The organism is Arthrobacter sp. zg-Y750 (genome assembly GCF_020907365.1).
Taxonomy (GTDB): domain Bacteria; phylum Actinomycetota; class Actinomycetes; order Actinomycetales; family Micrococcaceae; genus Arthrobacter_B.
Genome location: NZ_JAJJOC010000002.1, coordinates 18,994 through 37,244 on the forward strand (window position 1 = coordinate 18,994; position 18,251 = coordinate 37,244).

An 18,251-nucleotide genomic window follows, 5' to 3' on the forward strand; every position below is an offset into this window, starting at 1 on the left:
GGCCGGCAGGTCCGCTTAGTACCGCTTGGCCGCTTCAGGATGGGCGTCGAGCTCGGCCAGGACCTGCTTGTGGACGCGTCCCTCGACAATAAAGGAGAGGAACGGCACAACGCCGCCGAGGGCGATGAGGATGAACTTGGAGAACGGCCAGCGCATCAGCTGCCACAGCCGGAAGTCCGAAAGCAGGTAAACCACGTACATCCAGCCGTGCAGGATCAGCACGCCGATGGACAGGTTGACCCCGCCCACAATGATTTCGGTATTGAAGCCGTACTTGGCGACCATCTCCACCACCAGGGCCAGCAGCAGCACGCCGGTGACGTAGGCAAAGACCTTGTAGAACCCCAGGGCGGAGCGGATCTGGGCGTGCGTACCCCCGAACCGGCGCTTCTTTTTCTTCGGGGTTGCTTTGGCGGTGCCTGCGGATTCGCTCACTTGGTTACCTCACTGCTGGGGTGGTCGGCTTCGGGTTCTGCATCGTCGTCGTCATACTCGTCTTCGTATTCGTCGTCCTCAAGGCTGCGCCGGTAGTCGTCGGCCACCAGCCGCCACCACAGGAACACGGAGAAACCGGCGAAAACAATCCATTCCAGGGCGTAGAAAATGTTCAGCCAGTTGACCGGGGTTTCCTCCGGCTGGGCTTGAACCTGCACGGGCTGCATGCTGCCCGTCTCCGGTGCCACGCCGTCGACCGTGAGCTCATGCGCGGTCACGAACGCCGAATACGACGGGGTGTCCCACAGGTTGATCAGCTCGGCGGTGGACAGCGATGGAACACGGCTCTCTGCGGGGGTCTTGGCCACCGGGGCCTCAGTGGGCAGCAGGCGGCCGACGACGGCGGCGTCACCGGCCGGGGCCGGCTCGGCGTCGTCGGGGTCCTGGACCCAGCCGCGGACCACGGGGATCACTTCGCCGGCCGGAGCACCGTCGACCTTGAAGGCGGTGACCACCCAGTAGCCCTCCTGTCCGTCCTGGAGCCGCTGCTCCACGAGGACGGATTTTTCCGGTTCAAAATGCCCGGTGAAGGAGACCATCTGGTCGGCTTCGGATTCGAAGATCGGTTTGCCGGGGGTGAAGGCTTCGGTCAGCGGGCGGACGTCTTCGGTGGCCCGGGGGCCGGTGGACTCCTCCGGTTCGGCGCTGGAGAACTGCCATTGGCTCAACAGCACAAAGACCGTCGAGATTGCTAGGGCAAAGAGCAGGCCGGCTATCCAGCGCGGCTGCAGGGCAGTTTTGAGCACGCGTTAACGGTACTTCGTCCGGCTGTAGAAAACCCAATGGCGTTTGGTTGGTGCCTAGTGGTCGAAGAACACCAGGGAGGAATTGATCAGTTCCGCAATAACCTCGGCATCGTTGGCCCGGCGCAGGGAATCCCTGAAGGCGGGCCGGAACAGGGACCGCGCAATGGTGGCCAGCACTTCCAGGTGCTGGGAGAAGGACGCAGAAGGTGTGGCGATGAGCAAGATCACAGTTGCCGGGCCGTCGGCGGCACCGAAATCCACGCTGTGCCCGTACCGGGCTATGCCCACGGCGATGGATGTCTCGCGGACGTACTCGCTGCGGGCGTGGGGCAGCCCGATCCCGCCGGGCAGCCCGGTGGCCATCTGGTGTTCCCGGGCACGCACCTGCTCCAGGAAGCCCTCCAAGTTACTGATCCGCCCGGTGGCATAGAGCCGCGCCGCCAGCTGCGCCGCGGCGTCGTACCGGTCCGCTGCCTCCATTTCCAGGATCACCAGCGCAGGTTCGGTGAGCACCGCCCCCGCTTCGTTCAGTGAAAGTTCTTCAGCCAAGGTTTCCGATTCCGCCTAGATCCTGGGGGCAATGTCTTCAGCGGCCAGGCGGGCGGCGTCGGCACTCTTGTCGTCGGGCTGTTCCTGGCTGAGCCGTTCAGCCTCCACCCGGGCCGCGTAATGCGCCACTTCGCTTTCGGTCCGGGCCACGTCCCAGCCCAGCAGCGGAGCCATCAACTCGGCGGCCACCGGCGCAGCGGACACCCCGCGGTCCCAGGTCTCAATGGAGATGCGTGTCCGGCGGGCCAGGACGTCCTCCACATGCCGGGCGCCCTCATGCGTGGTGGCGTAGACGACCTCGGCGCGCAGGTAGTCGTCGGCGCCGGGCAGCGGTTCGGCCAGGGCCGGATCCTCGCGGATCAGGTCCAGCACGTCGTAGGCCATGGAGCCGTACCGGTTGAGCAGGTGTTCAACCCGGGCTACGTGCACCCCGTACTCGTCGGCGGTGCGGTGCCGCCGGTTCCAGGCCGCCGCGTAGCCCACCGCTCCCAGCAGCGGGATGGTCTGGGTGCAGCTTTCGGGCACCTTTTCGTCCAGCGCCCGGGCGGCCTCGTCAACGGCGTCCTTGGCCATCACTCGGTAGGTGGTCCATTTTCCGCCGGCCACCACCACCAGGCCGGGCACGGGGTGGGCCACCACGTGCTCGCGGGACAGCTTGGCCGTGGAGTCATTCTCGCCGGCCAGCAGCGGCCGGAGCCCGGCGTAGACCCCCTCCACATCCGCGCGCCCCAGCGGCGTCTTCAGCACCAGGTTCACATGCTCAAGGATGTAGTCGATGTCCGCCGAGGTAGCCGCGGGATGGGCCTTGTCCAGGTTCCAGTCAGTGTCGGTGGTGCCGATGATCCAGTGCCGTCCCCACGGGATGACGAACAGCACCGACTTCTCGGTCCGCAGGATCATGCCCACGGTGGACTGGATGCGGTCCTTGGGGACCACCAGGTGCACCCCCTTGGAGGCCCGGACCTTCAGCTGGCCGCGGTCGGTGACCAGGGCCTGGGTTTCGTCCGTCCATACACCGGTGGCGTTGACCACCTGGCTGGCGGCAATATCGAACTCGGCACCAGTCTCCTGGTCGCGGACGCGGGCGCCAACCACCCGCTCCCCCTCGCGCAGGAACTCGACCACGGCCAGGCGGTTGACCACGGCTGCCCCGTAATGCGCCGCGGTCCGGACCATGTTGGCCACGTACCGGGCATCGTCCACCTGCCCGTCGTAGTAGCGGATGGCACCCACCATCGCGTCATCCTTCAGGCTCGGGGCCATGCGCAGGGTCTGCTTGCGGGTCAGGTGCTTCTGCATGGGCACGCCCCGGGAATTGCCAGAGGTCATGCCCATGGTGTCGTAGAGGAAGATGCCTGCACCCACGTAGGGCCGCTCGATGACCCGCTTGGTGAGCGGATACAGGAACGCCACGGGCTTCACCAGGTGCGGGGCGATCCGCTGGAGCAGCAGGCCGCGCTCCTTCAGTGCCTCCTGCACGAGGGCGAAGTCCAGCATTTCCAGGTAGCGCAGGCCGCCGTGGATGAGTTTGGAGGACCGTGACGATGTTCCCGACGCCCAGTCACGGGCCTCCACCATGCCCACCTTCAAGCCCCGCGTTACGGCGTCCAGGGCTGCTCCGGCGCCCACGACGCCGCCACCCACAATCAGGATGTCCAGTTCATTTCCGGGTTGCGCGGTGGACCGCAGCCGGTCCATCGCATCAATCCGGTACTCGGGGCTCAGGGCGTCTGCAGACATGGTCAAGGTTCCTCTCTAGGGTCCTGCCGTAGCTGCGTCCACTCTAGGCAATGAGCGGCGGTTATTACAGGTTGTACTGGTACGGCGAAACCAACACCTCAATACGCTGGAACGCCTTGAGGTCCGAATACCCGGTGGTCGCCATGGCCCGGCGCAGCGCGCCCATCAGGTTCGAGGTGCCGTTGGTGTGGTGGGAGGGGCCCCACAGGACTTCCCGAAGCGGTCCCACGGTGTCCAGCCGGACCCTGTCGCCGCGCGGCAGCTCGCTGTGGTGGGCTTCCTGGCCCCAGTGCCAGCCCTGCCCCGGCGCCTCTTCGGCGCGGGCCAGCGCGGAACCGAGCATTACCGCGTCGGCGCCCATGGCGAAGGCCTTGATGATGTCGCCGCTGGTGCCCATGCCGCCGTCGGCAATGACGTGCACGTACCGGCCGCCGGACTCATCCATGTAGTCCCGGCGCGCTTCGGCAATGTCGGAGATGGCCGTAGCCATGGGGGCGTGGATGCCCAGGGCGCGGCGGGTGGTGGTGGTGGCTCCGCCGCCGAAGCCGACCAGCACGCCGGCGGCGCCGGTGCGCATCAGGTGCAGGGCCGGGGTGTAGCCGGCAGCGCCGCCGACAATTACGGGGACATCGAGTTCGTAGATGAACTGCTTCAGGTTCAGCGGTTCCACGTTCTTGGACACGTGCTCGGCCGAAACGGTGGTGCCGCGGATGACGAAAACGTCGACGCCGGCAGCCAGGACCGTCTTGTAGAACTCCTGGGTGCGCTGCGGGGTGAGCGAACCGGCAACCGTCACGCCGGCGTCGCGCATCTCGGCCAGCCGGGAACTGATCAGCTCGGCGCGGATGGGAGCGTCGTAGATTTCCTGCAGGCGGGCGGTGGCGGCGGGATTGAAGTTGTCGCGGCTGAGCTCGGCAATTTCGTCCAGCAGCGGCTGCGGATCTTCGTACCGGGTCCACAGGCCTTCGAGGTTCAGCACACCCAGGCCGCCCAGCTTGCCCAGCGCAATGGCGGAGGCCGGGGACATGACCGAGTCCATGGGCGCGCCGATGACCGGCATCTCGAACTGGTAGGCGTCTATCTGCCAGTTGATCGAGACGTCCTGCGGATCACGGGTACGCCGCGAGGGCACAATTGCCACGTCATCCAGGGAGTAGGCTCTGCGCCCTTGCTTGCCACGGCCAATTTCAATCTCGTTACTCACACTCCCTAGGTTATCCCAGTGTGTGACGGGAGGCTTAAACACCAAGGGCAGCCGCCGCGCAGTGCGCAGGAGCTGCCCTTGGCCGGAAACCGGTTAGCGGCGTGAACCGTAGTTCGGTGCCTCGACAGTCATCATGATGTCGTGCGGGTGGGATTCCTTCAGGCCGGCCGGGGTGATCCGGACGAACTTGCCCTTGGCCTTCAGTTCGGGGATGGTGCGTGCGCCGGTGTAGAACATGGTCTGGCGCAGGCCGCCCACCAACTGGTGGGCCACGGCCGAGAGCGGCCCGCGGTAGGGCACCTGGCCCTCGATGCCTTCCGGGATCAGCTTTTCGTCGCTGGGGACGTCGGCCTGGAAGTAGCGGTCCTTGGAGTAGGAGGTGTTCTTGCCCCGGGACTGCATGGCACCCAGGGAGCCCATGCCGCGGTAGGACTTGAACTGCTTGCCGTTGACGAACACCAGGTCACCCGGGCTTTCGGCAGAACCGGCGAGCAGGCCGCCGAGCATAACGGTGTCGGCGCCGGCCACAATGGCCTTGCCGATGTCGCCGGAGTACTGCAGGCCGCCGTCGGCGATCAGCGGCACGCCGGCGGGAATGGCCGCCTTGGACGCTTCGTAGATGGCGGTGATCTGGGGTACCCCGACGCCGGCCACCACGCGGGTGGTGCAGATGGAGCCGGGGCCCACACCCACCTTGATGGCGTCGGCACCGGCGTCAATCAGTGCCTGGGCGCCTTCGCGGGTGGCCGCCTGGCCGCCGATGATGTCCACGTGTGCCGCGGCCGGATCCTTCTTCAGGCGGGCGATCATTTCCAGCACACCGGCGCTGTGGCCGTTGGCGGTGTCCACCACGAGGATGTCGACGCCGGCCTCCACCATGGACATGGCACGCTCGTACCCGTCGCCGAAGAACCCGATGGCGGCGCCCACGCGCAGCCGTCCTTCATCGTCCTTGGTGGCCAGCGGGTACTGCTCCGCCTTGTCGAAGTCCTTGACGGTGATCAGGCCCTGCAGCTTGCCGTCGTCGTCCACCAGCGGCAGCTTCTCGATGCGGTTCTTGCCGAGCAGCTCCACGGTTTCCTCGGCGCTGATCCCCACCCGGCCGGTGATGAGCGGCATCCGCGTCATTACTTCTTCGACCTTGCGGTTGGGGTACTCGGAGACCGGAATGAACCGGGTGTCGCGGTTGGTCACAATGCCCAGCAGCGTGTTTTCCTCGTCGACAACCGGCAGGCCGGAAACGCGGAAGTGTGCGCACAGGTCATCGAGGTCGCGCAGGGTGGCGCCGGGGGAAATGGTGACCGGGTTGGTGATCATGCCCGATTCGCTGCGCTTGACGCGGTCCACGTGCTCGGCCTGGTCAGCGATGGAAAGGTTGCGGTGGATGACGCCGAGGCCGCCCTGGCGGGCCATTGCGATGGCCATGCGGGACTCGGTCACCGTGTCCATGGCGGCCGAAAGCAGCGGGGTCTGCACGGTGATGCGCTTGGACAGCCGCGAGCTGGTGTCTGCTTCGGAGGGGATAACATCCGTCGGGCCGGGCAGCAGGAGGACGTCGTCGTATGTCAGGCCGACGAAGCCGAACGGATCATGTTCTGGGTACTGCTGACTCAAAGCTGCGCCTCTTTCGGGGAATGAGAGGAAGGAAAAGGCCCGATGTAGCCTGTACCTATCCTAAAACGAAAGCGCCCGTGCCCCTATTCCACGGGTTGGTAACCTTCGGCCGGAACGGGTTCACCGTCCCAGCCGGTGGTCGCCAGTATCCGCTGGGAAAGGACCCGCGCGGTGGTCTCCAGGTAGGTCTTGCCCAGATGGTCGTGGTCCATGTACACGAGCATGTTGCCCACGATGCCCGGGCACTCCCCCTCCGTGCACAGCCGGTCGCTCATATCCACCACGGCTGTCCCCGGAATCCGCTCGGATAAGCCCTCAAGCGGGGAAACCGGGGCCAGGACCCGGCTGCGCGGCATGCTGCAGCCCCCCGGATCCAGCTCGTTGCTTTCCAGGCACTTGACCATGTCGTAGTCGAAACGGGGGTTGTCGCGCAGGGCTATAACGCCGATCCCCGCCTCGGCGAAAGGCCGCACGCCGTCGTCGTAACCCGGGACCAGGATCTCCTCCGGCGAGCTTTCGCGTGTGAGCGATGCCACCGTAAACACGGCGTCGGGAGTTCTTTCCAGCACGTACCGTGCGGCGGCGGCATTAAAGGAATTGCATTCGGCACTGCGCTCCGGCACGTCGCCGCCGTAGCGGCAGCCGGGCTTGAGCACGGCGATCAGGTGCCACGAGTTCGTCCGGGCCACAGGACCCATCGCGGCCATCCACTGCTGGGCATGCGAGTCCCCGAGGACCACGATGGTGCGCTCGGCGCCCTCCGGCGACCCGATTTCCAGGCACTTGCCCAACAGCGGATCGGCAGGCGCGTACTCCGGCGCGCAGGCGCCGTCGAAGTCCGCCCATTCACTGCCGATGCTGCTCACGGCCGGTTTGAGCACGGCTTCAGCCGGCACGGACTCCACGAAGGCCGGATCCAGGGCCAGGGCACCCGGGTTTTCCGCCACGCCCTGGCTCATGACCTTGATCTGAGTCCCGTGCACCTGCCGCTGCCAGCCGGCCAGGGGTGCAGCCACCACGGCCAGCAGGGCGGCAATTACGACGGCGGAACGCCATCGTCCGGCTCCGCTCCAGGACAAGGACCGCACGGGCGCTTCCACGAACCGGGTACTGAGCACGGCCAGGACCAGGGACGCTGCGATGACCAGTGCACCGTCTACCGGCCCGGCGGAATCCTGCCCGGAATACACCAGCCAGAACACCAGGACCGGCCAATGCCACAGGTACAGGCCGTAGGAGCTGTTGCCCAGCTTCACCAGGGGCGGTGCGGCAAGGAAACGGTCCACCCCCGCCCTGCTGCCGGTCTGCCCCGCCACAATGATCATGGCGGCGGCCAGCAGGGGCCAGAGGGCAATATATCCGGGGAACTGCTGCTGGACCTGGAGCAGCACGCCGCAGCTGAGCATGGCAGCCAGGCCGACCCAGCCCATAATAATCCGGAGCAGGCGCGGCAGGTTGAGGTACGGCAGTGCCAGGGCCAGCAGCGAACCCAGTGCGAACTCCCACAGGCGGGTGCGGGTGTCGAAGTAGGCGTAGGCCTGGTTCACGGCAGTTTCGCGGACGGAAAAGGCCAGGGAGAGGGTAAAGACCGTGCCGAACACTGCCAGCAGTACCGGGCGGAAGCGCCATCCGAAGGCCGCCGCGGCCCCGGCAGCCAGGGCAAAGAGCAGGGGCCAGAGGATGAACACCTGGCCTTGGACCGACAGTGACCAGAAGTGCTGGAGCGGGCTGGCGCTGCTGTGGTCGCGGGCGTAGTAATCCACCGAGCCGTTGGCCAGGGTCCAGTTCTGCACATAAAACAGTGAGGACCAGGCCTGCCGGAACACGCCCGTCCAGTCGCTGGCCGGCAGCAGGACGCGGGCCGCAGCCAGCACGGCCAGCAGCACTGCCGCCGCGGAGGGCAGCAGCCGGGGAAACAGGTGCAGCCAATACCGGCCCAGCGCCAGCGGCCGGCCGGCTTCCATCTTCCGTACAAAGGACCCGGTGAGCAGGAACGCGGACAGGAGCAGGAAAATATCCACGCCGCCGGAAACCCGGTCCAGCCACACGTGGTAAACCATCACCAGCACCACGGCGAGGGCGCGCAGGCCCTGCACTTCGGGCCGGTAGCGCCGCTCCTGCTGGTGTGTGTCCGGCACCCGCTGCCCTTCTGTTCTGGAACATATAACCGGAAGAGTTTACCCGCTGCGTAAGCCCGGCACCGCCGCCCGGACAGCGCAAGGCCCCGCCGCGGAAGGGTTTCCGGGGCGGGGCCAGGTGCCTGGTGAGCGCGGCTGTTCAGCTAGTGCTGGTGGCCGTGGTCCTCGTCTTCCTCGGCAGGCTTCTCCACCACGAGGGCTTCGGTGGTGAGCACCAGCGAAGCGATCGAAGCGGCGTTGCGCAGGGCCGAGCGGGTGACCTTGACGGGGTCGATGATGCCGGCGGCAATCAGGTCCTCATATTCGCCGGTGGCGGCGTTGAAGCCGTTGTTGACCTTCAGCTCACCGACCTTGGCGACTACGACCATGCCTTCGGCGCCGGCGTTTTCAGCGATCCAGCGCAGCGGCTGGGCCAGTGCGCGGCGCACCAGCGAAACCGCGGTGGCGGCGTCGCCTTCGAGCTTCAGGACCTCCGGGTCGGTGTCCAGGACCTGCGAGGCGTGGACCAGCGCGGAACCGCCGCCGGCCACAATGCCTTCTTCCAGGGCTGCACGGGTGGAGGAAACAGCATCTTCGATGCGGTGCTTCTTTTCCTTCAGCTCCACCTCGGTGGCTGCGCCGACGCGGATGACGCCGATGCCGCCGGAGAGCTTGGCCAGGCGTTCCTGCAGCTTCTCGCGGTCCCAGTCAGAATCCGTGCGCTCAATCTCCGCACGGATCTGTGCAACGCGGTCGGCAACGTCGGCTTCGGAACCGGCGCCGTCAACAATGGTGGTGTTGTCCTTGGTGACGGTGATCCGGCGGGCCGAACCCAGGACCTCCAGGCCAACCTGGTCCAGCTTCAGGCCCAGATCGGGGCTGACCACCTGTGCGCCGGTGAGGGTCGCGATGTCCTGCATCATGGCCTTGCGGCGGTCGCCGAAGCCCGGAGCCTTGACGGCAACCACGTTCAGGGTGCCGCGGATCTTGTTGACCACCAGGGTGGACAGGGCTTCGCCGTCGACGTCTTCGGCAATGATGAACAGCGGCTTGGAGGTCTGCAGCGCCTTTTCCAGCAGCGGCAGGAACTCGGCAACCGAGGAGATCTTGCCGGAGTTGATCAGGATCAGCGCGTCTTCGAGGACGGCTTCCTGGCGCTCCGGGTCGGTGACGAAGTACGGCGAGAGGTAGCCCTTGTCGAACTGCATGCCTTCGGTGATGGCCAGTTCGGTCTGCGTGGAGGAGGACTCCTCGATGGTGATCACGCCGTCCTTGCCGACGGTGTCGAAGGCCTGCGCCAGCAGTTCGCCGATCTCGGTGCTCTGCGCGGAGATGGCGGCCACGTGGGCCACCTGGTTGCCTTCAACTTCCTTGGCATTCTCCAGAAGGCGCTTGGCAACGGCGTCCACGGACACCTCGATGCCGCGCTTGAGCTGCCCGGGAGCAGCACCGGCGGCAACGTTGCGCAGGCCTTCCTTGACCAGGGCCTGCGCCAGGACGGTGGCCGTGGTGGTGCCGTCGCCGGCAACATCGTTGGTCTTGGTGGCTACTTCCTTGGCCAGCTGTGCGCCAAGGTTCTCGTACGGGTCATCGAGCTCGACTTCGCGGGCAATCGTGACGCCGTCGTTGGTGATGGTGGGAGCGCCCCAGGACTTAGCCAGGACGACGTTGCGGCCGCGCGGGCCGAGGGTCACCTTGACTGCGTTGGCGAGCTTATCAACGCCGGCTTCCAGCGAGCGACGGGCGGAGTCATTGAACTCCAACTGCTTTGCCATGTGTGTGTCCTTTCCGACAACTACATCTGCACCTGCATCAGAAAACCCCGGCCAGGATGTGGCCGGGGTTTTCCGGGGGGAACTACTTTACGACGACGGCCAGCACGTCGCGGGCGGACAGCACCAGGTACTCCTGGCCACCGTGCTTGACTTCGGTTCCGCCGTACTTGGAGTAGATGACTACGTCGCCTTCGGCAACGTCAACCGGGATGCGGTTGCCGTTGTCGTCAACGCGGCCGGGTCCAACTGCAACTACTTCGCCCTCCTGGGGCTTTTCCTTGGCAGTGTCCGGGATAACGAGACCGGAAGCAGTGGTCTGCTCGGCCTCGAGGGGGCGGACAACAATACGATCTTCAAGGGGCTTAATAGAGACCGACACTCGGGCTCTCCTTTGCGTAGTTTCTAACAGAATGGGGCCGTTGGTTGGCGCTGGCCGTCGTCGCGGTGCCGGTTCGCGCTGTCCCTTCGGGAGTTAGCACCCTCACGTTCGGAGTGCTAAGTGAGACTTTATGCAACGGTTAGCACTCGGTCAAGGTGAGTGCCAGCGCGGGCCGATTCCCGCCGTCTCCGGCGGTCCATTGCGCGGCTAATGCCGGAAAGCTAATTTGCTTAGGCTTACCTAAGCGGATAGTTTTCATCTGCGCGCATCATTAGAAAACATTTCTGTGCCCTATTTCCGAAACAGGCACCACGACTCTTACCGGAGCCCCCATGATCACCACGTCCCGCCTGCTGGCCGGAACCGCCCTTGTGTCCCTCCTGGCCCTCAGCGCCTGCTCCACCGAAGCCGCAGAAGCCGACGCCGAGTCCACGCAGGCCTCCACCGTGACGGTCGAGCACGCGCAGGGCAGCACCGAAGTACCGGTGAACCCCGAGACCGTCTACACCTTCGACCTCGGTGCACTGGACACGATGGATGCCCTCGACATTGACGTCGACGGCGTCCCGGCGGCCAACTTCCCTGAGAGCCTGTCCAAGTACGCGGCGGATGACATCACCAAGATCGGCAGCATGAAGGAACCGGACTTCGAAGCCATTAGCGCCGAGGCACCGGATTTGATCATCATTTCCGGCCGCGTTGCGGATTCCTACGAGGAACTGAACAAGATCGCCCCGACCATCGACCTGAGTGTCGACAACACCGATGCGTGGAACTCCTTCGAGGAAAACACCCGGACCATCGGGAAGATCTTCGGCAAGGACGACATGGTCGAGGACAAGCTCTCGGCGCTGGAGTCCAAGGTCGGGGACACCAAGAAGCTGGCAGCCGACGCCGGCAACGGCCTGATCGTGATGACCAGCGGCGGCGAAATGACCGCCTACGGCGCCGGCTCGCGTTTCGGCATCATCCATGACGTCCTCGGCGTCGAGCCCGCTGCCGAAGTGAAGACCGAAGGCGCCCACGGCGAGTCCGTGTCCTTCAACTACATTGCCGACACCAACCCCGCCCACTTGTTCGTGATTGACCGGGACGTTGCCGTCGGCGAATCCGGCGAAGCCGCGTCCGCCGTGCTGGACAACGAACTGGTCAAGAGCACCAAGGCTGCTCAGAACAACAACATCACCATGCTGGACTCCGCCAGCTGGTACCTGGTCGGATACGGCCTGAACAACGTCGACTCGATGGTTTCCACCATCCACGACGCCCTCTAGCCGCGCCTCCCCCGCTCCGCGGCCCGGCACCTGTGCCGGGCCGCGGAGGAACTGGACATCACTATGACCGCTACCGCCGCGCAGCCGGCACCAGCCCCCGCCGCCGTTGAACGGCGGCGCTTTGTGCGTTCGGCCTTCGGACTCGCCGCGGGTGTATGCATTGTTATCCTCCTGGCAGCCCTCAGCCTCTTTGTGGGCGTGGGCGACCTGTCCCTGTCCTCGCTGCTTGCCGGGGATCCCACCACGCAGATGCTCTTCTGGGCCAGCCAATTCCCCCGCACCCTGAGCATCGTCCTGGCTGGCATGGCCCTGAGCGTGGCCGGCCTGATCATGCAGCTGATGGCCCGCAACAAGTTCGTGGAGCCCTCCACTGTGGGAACGGTGGAATCGGCGCAGCTGGGCATCCTCGCCGTCACGGTGCTGCTGCCGGGTGCGTCCATGTTCCTGAAGATGTCCGCGGCCTCGGTCTTCGCCGCTGCCGGGACCGCACTGTTCCTGCTGGTCCTGCGCCGGATTCCGTTGCGCAACACCCTGATTGTCCCCCTGGTGGGAATCATGCTCGGCGGCGTCATTTCCGCCGTCACCACGTTCTTCGCCTACCGCACCGACCTGCTGCAGACCCTCAACAGCTGGATGATCGGCGACTTCTCAGGTGTCCTGCGCGGACGCTACGAGCTGCTGTGGATTGTGGGCGCCCTGACCCTGATCGGCTACCTTGCCGCAGACCGCTTCACCGTGGCCGGCATGGGGGCGGATTTCACCACCAACCTCGGCCTGAACTACAACCGGGTCATGGCACTGGGCCTGGTCATCGTGTCCCTGATCAGTGCCGTGGTTGTGGTCAGCGTCGGCTCCATACCCTTCCTGGGGCTGATCGTGCCGAACCTGGTCTCGCTGCTGATCGGTGACAACGTGCGCCGGGCTGTTCCCTGGGTTGCCGTGTTCGGTGCCGGTTTCGTGCTGCTGTGCGACATCATCGGCCGCACCATCCGCTACCCGTATGAAATTCCCGTAGGCGTTATTGTGTCCGCCGTCGGCAGTGTCATCTTCCTGTACCTTCTGCTGCGCAAACGGGGTTCCCGTGCCTGAGTCCTCCCCCAGCGTGCTGCCCGCAGCCCTCACGGAGCACCGGCGCCGGCCGGTCCGGACGGTGCCGGCGAAATTCTGGATCATCACCCTGGGCGTGGTGGCTGCGGCCCTCGTCGCCGTGTTCATGACCATCGAGCTCCGCGGCAACCTGGGCTACATCCTGCCCCGGCGTGCCGTGAAGGTGGGTTCCATGATCCTGGTGGCCTACGCCGTCGGCGTCTCCACGGTGCTGTTCCAGACAGTGACCGCCAACCGCATCCTCACCCCCTCCATCATGGGCTTCGACGCCCTGTATATCCTGATCCAGACCGTGCTCGTTTTCGCCCTGGGCGGCGGGGCGCTGCTGTCCCTGGGCGCCCCCGCGCGGTTCGGCATCGAAGTGCTGCTGATGGTGGGCTTCTCCTTCCTGCTGTACCGCTGGCTGTTCACCGGCGGGGGCAAGTCGCTGCACCTGATGCTGCTGGTAGGCATTGTCTTCGGCACCATGTTCCGCGGCTTATCCTCGCTGCTGCAGCGGTTGATCGACCCGAGCGAATTCATCATCCTGCAGGACCTGTTCTTCGCCAGTTTCAACAACGTGGACGCCGGGCTGCTCGGCTATTCGGCCGTTGCCGTCGCCGTCGTCAGTGCCATGGCCTGGCGCATGCGGCACTCCTTCGACGTGCTGGCGCTGGGCCGGGAAACCGCAGTGAACCTTGGTGTGGACCACAAGCGCGCGGTGACCGCCACGCTGGTCATCTGCTCGGTGCTGGTGGCGGTGTCCACCGCCTTGGTGGGCCCGGTGACCTTCTTCGGCCTGCTCGTCGCGTCCCTGGCCTACCAGCTGTGCGCCCAGTTCCGCCACGCAGCTGTCCTGCCCATTGCCGTGCTCCTGGGCATCATTGCCCTGGTGGGCGGGCAGCTGGTGCTGGAGCGGATCTTCGACTTCGATACCGCCCTGAGCATCGTCATTGAATTCGTGGGCGGCATTGTCTTCCTCATCCTGCTCCTGCGGGGATCGGTGAAATGATCCCGTCCCCGCTGCACCGCCAGAAAGGCCCCGCATCATGATTTCCGTTTCCGGCGTGACCAAACGCTACTCCTCCGCCGTCGTGGTGGACGGTGTCAGCTGCGAAATCAAGGAAGGCGGCATCACCTCGATCATTGGACCAAACGGCGCCGGCAAATCCACGCTGCTTTCCATGATCAGCCGGCTGCTGGGGATGGACTCGGGGACGGTCACCGTGGACGGGCTCGACGTCGTCACCACGCCGGGGCGCGACCTTGCGAAGAAGATGGCCATCCTGCGCCAGGACAACCAGCTCACTGTCCGCCTGACTGTGCGGGACCTGGTCGGGTTTGGCCGCTACCCGCACAACGGCGGACGTCCCGGGCCTGCGGACAAGGCCCACATCAATACCGCCATGGAGTACCTGGACCTGACTGCCCTGGCGGACAAGTTCGTGGACGAGCTGTCCGGAGGCCAGCGCCAGCGCGCGTTCATTGCCATGGTGCTGGCCCAGGACACGGACTACCTGCTGCTGGATGAGCCGCTGAACAACCTGGACATGAAGCACTCCGTGGAAATGATGCGGCTGCTGCGCCGGCTTACCGACGACTTCGGCAAGACCGTGGTGCTGGTCATCCACGACATTAACTTCGCGTCCTGCTATTCGGACGACATCATCGCCATGTGTGACGGCCGGCTGATTCATCAGGGGCCGCCGTCGGACATCATGCGCCCGGAAGTCCTGAAGGACATTTACGACATCGATATCCGGATCGAGGAAATTGAAGGCAACCGGATAGGCGTGTACTTCGCCTGACCGGCCCCGATCAGCGGCCCTGCCCGCGTTGCTGCTGCTTCCGCCCGCCACGGCCGCGGCTCGCCGGCAGCGCAGAGCCGAGCTGCTCGGGGAGAGCATAAACGAGGCACATGAGGATGTCCTGGAGCGTGGAAGATGCAATCGCCTCAAGCGCCGTGCCGGCGCCGGGCAGTGACTGTGCAGCCCATATGCCGGCCCCGGCAGCGCTGATCCAGGTGAATCCCTGCCCCGAGGACTGGTCGGCCAGGGTCCATTCCGTCCAGTCCGTTTCCAGCATGTCCCGGATCTCTGCGCCGGCTCCCTCCGGGGACGGCAACCGGAAACCGTTCAGCCGGTCCTCATACTCCCGCGCGTCAAGAACCAGGACCTGATGCCCTCCCGGTGCGGCGGCGGATCCGGGCCCTGCGTGCGGTGACGCGGCCCGGCGGGCCAGTACAGGTGTCAGGCTGCCCAACGGCAGCAGGGACAGCTGCTCGTTTCCGCTGGACGCGCGGGGACCGGAGAGCAAATCCGGTCCCGTGAGCACGTCGGTTCCCGTAAGCAGCAGTGCCTCGCGTTCTCCGGTCCAGATGTCCAGCCTGGTGCTGCTGCCATAATTGCTGCTGCACAGTGCCAGCCTTCTATCGGCCCGTCGCCAGGGCCCGGCCAGGCGGTGTCCCCGGGCGGTGAGGAAAGCATCTGCAGTCAGCAGGTCCGCGTCCTGCAGTTCGGCCACCGCAGCCGGCTGTAGCCTCCGACGACGCCGTTCCAAGGCCGCGCGCGAAACCATGGCCGCCAGTAACTCCAGCGCCGATGCTGAAAGCATGAAACTGTCCAGCGCTTCCGGGAGTGTCCCCTGAGCGGGAGCGGGTGCGGGAAAGGGCCCAGCCGGCTGTGTGCGGACGATACTGTGCCGGGCGGTACTGTGCAGGGCGGTACTGTGCAGGGCGGTACTGTGCAGGGCACTAATTTCCCCGGTGGTGCGGCCGTATACCGGCATTGTTGCTGCCCCCTGATTGACGTGTGGTTCCAACGTACGGGCGGAGGCAAAAACCGTCGATGGGTAGAACTACCCATCGACTACCTGCCCCGCACCGTGCACCATGAAGCCCATCGGCAAATACGCAGGCCCGGCGGCCAGTTAACCGCCCCTTGTATTGCGCCGTCCCAGACCGTTCTCCTAGGTTGGGACCCCAAGCTTCCGCCGCCCGCAAGGAAAGGACCTGCCGTGGACCCCAAGCTCCGTGTGGCCATCCGGCTCGACCTCGATCTCCAGCAGGCACGGCTGGTGGTGCACGGGCGGGTCACTGACCAGAACTGCAGGGTGCTGTACGTGCTGGCGCGCCGAGCCAACGCCACCCTTCCGGGCCTCAACGTAGTCCTGGACCTGCGCCGGGCCGTTGTCACCGAGAGCGCCATGGCCGGCCTGACCCGCAGCTCCGAAACGGGCGAACTGCCGGTGCTGACGGGGCGGCCGGAGACGGAGGCACTTGCACCTCGGCAGCTGAGCATCCTGGCTCCGGCGGCTTAGCCCTCCGGACGCCTCCAGCCTTCCGCCACTGCTCAGCGGGTGGGCGCCCCGTTCCCCGGGCGGTGGACAATGTCCTCGTGGGATCGGGCGTGCAGCCATGCGGAAGGGACATCCGCACCGAGATCCAGCGGTGCTCCCGTTGCTGCAGTATGAACCGTTCTGGCGATGGCATCCCAGACCAGGGAGGACGGCTGCGCATCCAGCCGGATACCGCCGTCGGCCGGGATCACCGAGTAGTGGCCTGCCTCGCCGGCATGAAGCCATCGGAAGCCGGCATTGGCCTCGATATGGGTAATGTCCCAGCTCGTCCACTGGGCGGCCCACAATCGGTGCTCCGCTTCCCCGGCGTTGGGGGCAGGGACAGACGAAGAAGCTACCCTCGCGTGGAACACTCCTTCGCTCACGACAAGCGGATCATGCCGCATGGCCCATGCCGGAGCCACGCCGGCCCATGATGCCAGGACCAACGGCAGAAGGGCGGGGGGAAGTATACGGACTTCGCGTTCCCCGGGCCCATAAGCCGGCTCGGAGGACGGACCGAAGAACGACGGACCGGCGACCAACAAAGCCAGCCCTTCACCAATCCATACGTCCGCCGCTGTTTCCTCGTTACCGCGCCGGGCTGTAAGGGACAGCCTGGCGACGGGATCAGTGAGCGGATAGAGGCAAGCGGCACCCTTCTCAGTGACATGCCCCTCGGCGGTCAGCAGCCCGGCCTCCACCAGTTCCGCCGCTGCAGACCGGTTGCCGGCAAGATCAAACCGGCCTAGTTTTTTCCGGCCGCAAAGAGACAGCAGGAGATCCGCGGCAGCTTCCGTCAGCAGCCGCCCCTCCGGCCGGTAAGGCTGTTCCGCCGCGACCCGGCTGAGGTCCTCAAGATAGGTTTCCCGCTGCTGCGAGGCGAAAACGTCGGGACGGGGATCCCTGTCCCGGTCCAGCTCCGCCCGGTCCAGCTCCGCCCAGTCCGGAATCCGGTTACTGCCGTGGCCGGTGATTGTCAGTTGGTCAACCAGGTATTCGATGAGGGTCTTTTGTCCGGTGTGGTCCTCCAAGGCATAGCTGCCGGTCGCTTCGACCAGGCCCGCGCCGAGCACCCAGATCCACCGGTCCACGCATACGGTTTGGCCTTCTCCCTGATATACGAAACGCTGCCTTCGTCCGGGGACTGCCCGTCCCAGGGACGGGTCAAAGACTTTGGGCCATTCGTCCACGGACAGAACGTGGAGTGCGGCGAACTGAGCCATGGTGGCGGCAAGCCCCGTGGTGGCCACCCATTCCAGCGGATGGCCATCGTTCCGCCCGATGCGAATCACAAGGTTGGGGCGGAAATGGCCCTCCGGTACCGGTGGGTGCGCCAGTACCCAGGTGTCATCGGGGCCTTCCTCCTGCACCCAGCCCGGAGGAAGGGCAGCGTTCACCCCGCGAAAGCTGACCGGAGAAAAACCTGAAAACAGTTCCAATGGGTGTGCCCCTATAGTTGTCGACGAATAAAGCCGGCGCGCCGGTAAGCGGATCAGGCTTTCACTCAGCGCTTACGGATCCGGCTTGGATTTTCTTCCGCCGCTCCCGTTCGGCCTGCCGCGCCCGCTTTCGCTCGGCATTTTCTTCCCTGATAAACCGGGGCTTGAGGAAATTCGGCATCCAGAAACCGCCCAGCACCCCTATAAAACCGCTCAGCAGAGTAACGCAGGCAATCACCATTATGGCGAATTCATTGATATCGGCGGCTAAGGCCATCTGCGAGAGGGGAATGAGGATGAAAAAAAGTCCAATGTAGGTGGACGCCAGGGCAGGTTCACCACTCGAAAAGCTGTTCAGCACCGCTCGGAACGCCAGGAAACGACCGTTATAGACCAAGAGCCCAACCACCATCAGAAACCCGCCGAAGGGCAGGGAAAAAATCGCAAGGAAAAGGTCCTCTTTCAAGGGGATCACCTGTCTCTGTCTGTAGGCA

General features: G+C 65.3%; 17 protein-coding genes. 5 read left to right on the forward strand and 12 right to left on the reverse strand.

Translation table 11 applies throughout. From position 1 onward, the window contains the following. Positions 1 to 15: 15 nt before the first annotated feature. The 9 genes from LOC57_RS01080 to groES form a co-directional block, all read right to left on the reverse strand. Positions 16 to 435: a DUF3817 domain-containing protein gene (locus LOC57_RS01080; RefSeq protein WP_227912877.1), complete on the reverse strand. Its 420-nt coding sequence runs from the start codon at positions 433 to 435 to the stop codon at positions 16 to 18. Continuing rightward, positions 432 to 1,241, reverse strand: coding sequence for an SURF1 family protein (locus tag LOC57_RS01085; RefSeq protein ID WP_229957620.1), 810 nt, complete (start codon positions 1,239 to 1,241; stop codon positions 432 to 434). Before LOC57_RS01085 ends, LOC57_RS01080 begins: the two co-directional genes overlap by 4 nt. A 54-nt stretch (positions 1,242 to 1,295) precedes the next feature. Beyond that, positions 1,296 to 1,790, reverse strand: coding sequence for a PTS sugar transporter subunit IIA (locus tag LOC57_RS01090; protein WP_227925066.1), 495 nt, complete (start codon positions 1,788 to 1,790; stop codon positions 1,296 to 1,298). Positions 1,791 to 1,805: 15 nt separating this feature from the next. Further along, entirely contained in the window at positions 1,806 to 3,530 is a 1,725-nt protein-coding gene (locus LOC57_RS01095) for a glycerol-3-phosphate dehydrogenase/oxidase (RefSeq protein ID WP_227912961.1), read from the reverse strand. Positions 3,531 to 3,594: 64 nt separating this feature from the next. Beyond that, on the reverse strand, positions 3,595 to 4,734 hold the full coding sequence (locus LOC57_RS01100; RefSeq protein ID WP_227912872.1) for a GuaB3 family IMP dehydrogenase-related protein: 1,140 nt from the start codon (positions 4,732 to 4,734) through the stop codon (positions 3,595 to 3,597). 93 nt (positions 4,735 to 4,827) lie between these two features. Further along, positions 4,828 to 6,348 carry an IMP dehydrogenase gene (gene guaB, locus LOC57_RS01105; RefSeq protein ID WP_227912871.1) on the reverse strand — a complete coding sequence of 507 codons (1,521 nt, stop codon included), beginning with the start codon at positions 6,346 to 6,348 and terminating at the stop codon, positions 4,828 to 4,830. Positions 6,349 to 6,431: 83 nt separating this feature from the next. Beyond that, a complete protein-coding gene (locus LOC57_RS01110) occupies positions 6,432 to 8,486 on the reverse strand; it encodes an acyltransferase family protein (protein ID WP_229957622.1) in 2,055 nt (684 codons plus the stop codon). A gap of 143 nt (positions 8,487 to 8,629) precedes the next feature. Next, entirely contained in the window at positions 8,630 to 10,240 is a 1,611-nt protein-coding gene (gene groL, locus LOC57_RS01115) for a chaperonin GroEL (protein ID WP_227925068.1), read from the reverse strand. A gap of 82 nt (positions 10,241 to 10,322) precedes the next feature. Then, on the reverse strand, positions 10,323 to 10,619 hold the full coding sequence (gene groES, locus LOC57_RS01120; protein WP_146361179.1) for a co-chaperone GroES: 297 nt from the start codon (positions 10,617 to 10,619) through the stop codon (positions 10,323 to 10,325). A gap of 332 nt (positions 10,620 to 10,951) precedes the next feature. On the opposite strand from groES, the gene LOC57_RS01125 reads away from it, so the two are divergent. The 4 genes from LOC57_RS01125 to LOC57_RS01140 all read left to right on the forward strand — a co-directional run bounded on the left by LOC57_RS01125 (position 10,952) and on the right by LOC57_RS01140 (position 14,787). After that, complete coding sequence (locus LOC57_RS01125; RefSeq protein WP_229957624.1) at positions 10,952 to 11,893, forward strand: siderophore ABC transporter substrate-binding protein; 942 nt, start codon at positions 10,952 to 10,954, stop codon at positions 11,891 to 11,893. A gap of 63 nt (positions 11,894 to 11,956) precedes the next feature. Continuing rightward, the gene (locus tag LOC57_RS01130) at positions 11,957 to 12,982 is read left to right on the forward strand and encodes an ABC transporter permease (protein WP_229957627.1); all 1,026 of its coding nucleotides are present in this window, start codon (positions 11,957 to 11,959) and stop codon (positions 12,980 to 12,982) included. Then, positions 12,975 to 13,991, forward strand: coding sequence for an iron chelate uptake ABC transporter family permease subunit (locus LOC57_RS01135; RefSeq protein ID WP_229957629.1), 1,017 nt, complete (start codon positions 12,975 to 12,977; stop codon positions 13,989 to 13,991). Before LOC57_RS01130 ends, LOC57_RS01135 begins: the two co-directional genes overlap by 8 nt. A gap of 37 nt (positions 13,992 to 14,028) precedes the next feature. After that, a complete protein-coding gene (locus tag LOC57_RS01140; protein WP_227912860.1) occupies positions 14,029 to 14,787 on the forward strand; it encodes an iron ABC transporter ATP-binding protein in 759 nt (252 codons plus the stop codon). A gap of 10 nt (positions 14,788 to 14,797) precedes the next feature. Here the strand turns inward: LOC57_RS01140 and LOC57_RS01145 are convergent, their stop codons facing one another. Continuing rightward, the gene (locus LOC57_RS01145) at positions 14,798 to 15,592 is read right to left on the reverse strand and encodes a hypothetical protein (RefSeq protein WP_229957631.1); all 795 of its coding nucleotides are present in this window, start codon (positions 15,590 to 15,592) and stop codon (positions 14,798 to 14,800) included. Between the two features lie 402 nt (positions 15,593 to 15,994). Between LOC57_RS01145 and LOC57_RS01150 the strand changes: the two genes are divergently transcribed. Then, positions 15,995 to 16,297, forward strand: a complete 303-nt coding sequence (locus LOC57_RS01150; protein ID WP_227912854.1) for a hypothetical protein — start codon at positions 15,995 to 15,997, stop codon at positions 16,295 to 16,297. A 32-nt stretch (positions 16,298 to 16,329) separates the two neighbouring features. On the opposite strand, the gene LOC57_RS01155 is transcribed toward LOC57_RS01150, so the two are convergent. Together LOC57_RS01155 and LOC57_RS01160 are read right to left on the reverse strand one after the other, a co-directional pair. Further along, positions 16,330 to 17,715: a hypothetical protein gene (locus tag LOC57_RS01155; RefSeq protein WP_229957633.1), complete on the reverse strand. Its 1,386-nt coding sequence runs from the start codon at positions 17,713 to 17,715 to the stop codon at positions 16,330 to 16,332. A 103-nt stretch (positions 17,716 to 17,818) separates the two neighbouring features. After that, positions 17,819 to 18,223: a hypothetical protein gene (locus LOC57_RS01160; RefSeq protein WP_229957635.1), complete on the reverse strand. Its 405-nt coding sequence runs from the start codon at positions 18,221 to 18,223 to the stop codon at positions 17,819 to 17,821. Between the last annotated feature and the right edge of the window lie 28 nt (positions 18,224 to 18,251).

Excerpts from the sequence above, each read along its gene's own strand:
- LOC57_RS01095 (WP_227912961.1), bottom strand. The coding sequence starts at position 3,530 with ATGTCTGCAGACGCCCTGAGCCCCGAGTACCGGATTGATGCGATGGAC.
- groL (WP_227925068.1), bottom strand. The coding sequence starts at position 10,240 with ATGGCAAAGCAGTTGGAGTTCAATGACTCCGCCCGTCGCTCGCTGGAA.
- LOC57_RS01125 (WP_229957624.1), top strand. The coding sequence starts at position 10,952 with ATGATCACCACGTCCCGCCTGCTGGCCGGAACCGCCCTTGTGTCCCTC.
- LOC57_RS01130 (WP_229957627.1), top strand. The coding sequence starts at position 11,957 with ATGACCGCTACCGCCGCGCAGCCGGCACCAGCCCCCGCCGCCGTTGAA.
- LOC57_RS01140 (WP_227912860.1), top strand. The coding sequence starts at position 14,029 with ATGATTTCCGTTTCCGGCGTGACCAAACGCTACTCCTCCGCCGTCGTG.
- LOC57_RS01145 (WP_229957631.1), bottom strand. The coding sequence starts at position 15,592 with ATGCTTTCAGCATCGGCGCTGGAGTTACTGGCGGCCATGGTTTCGCGC.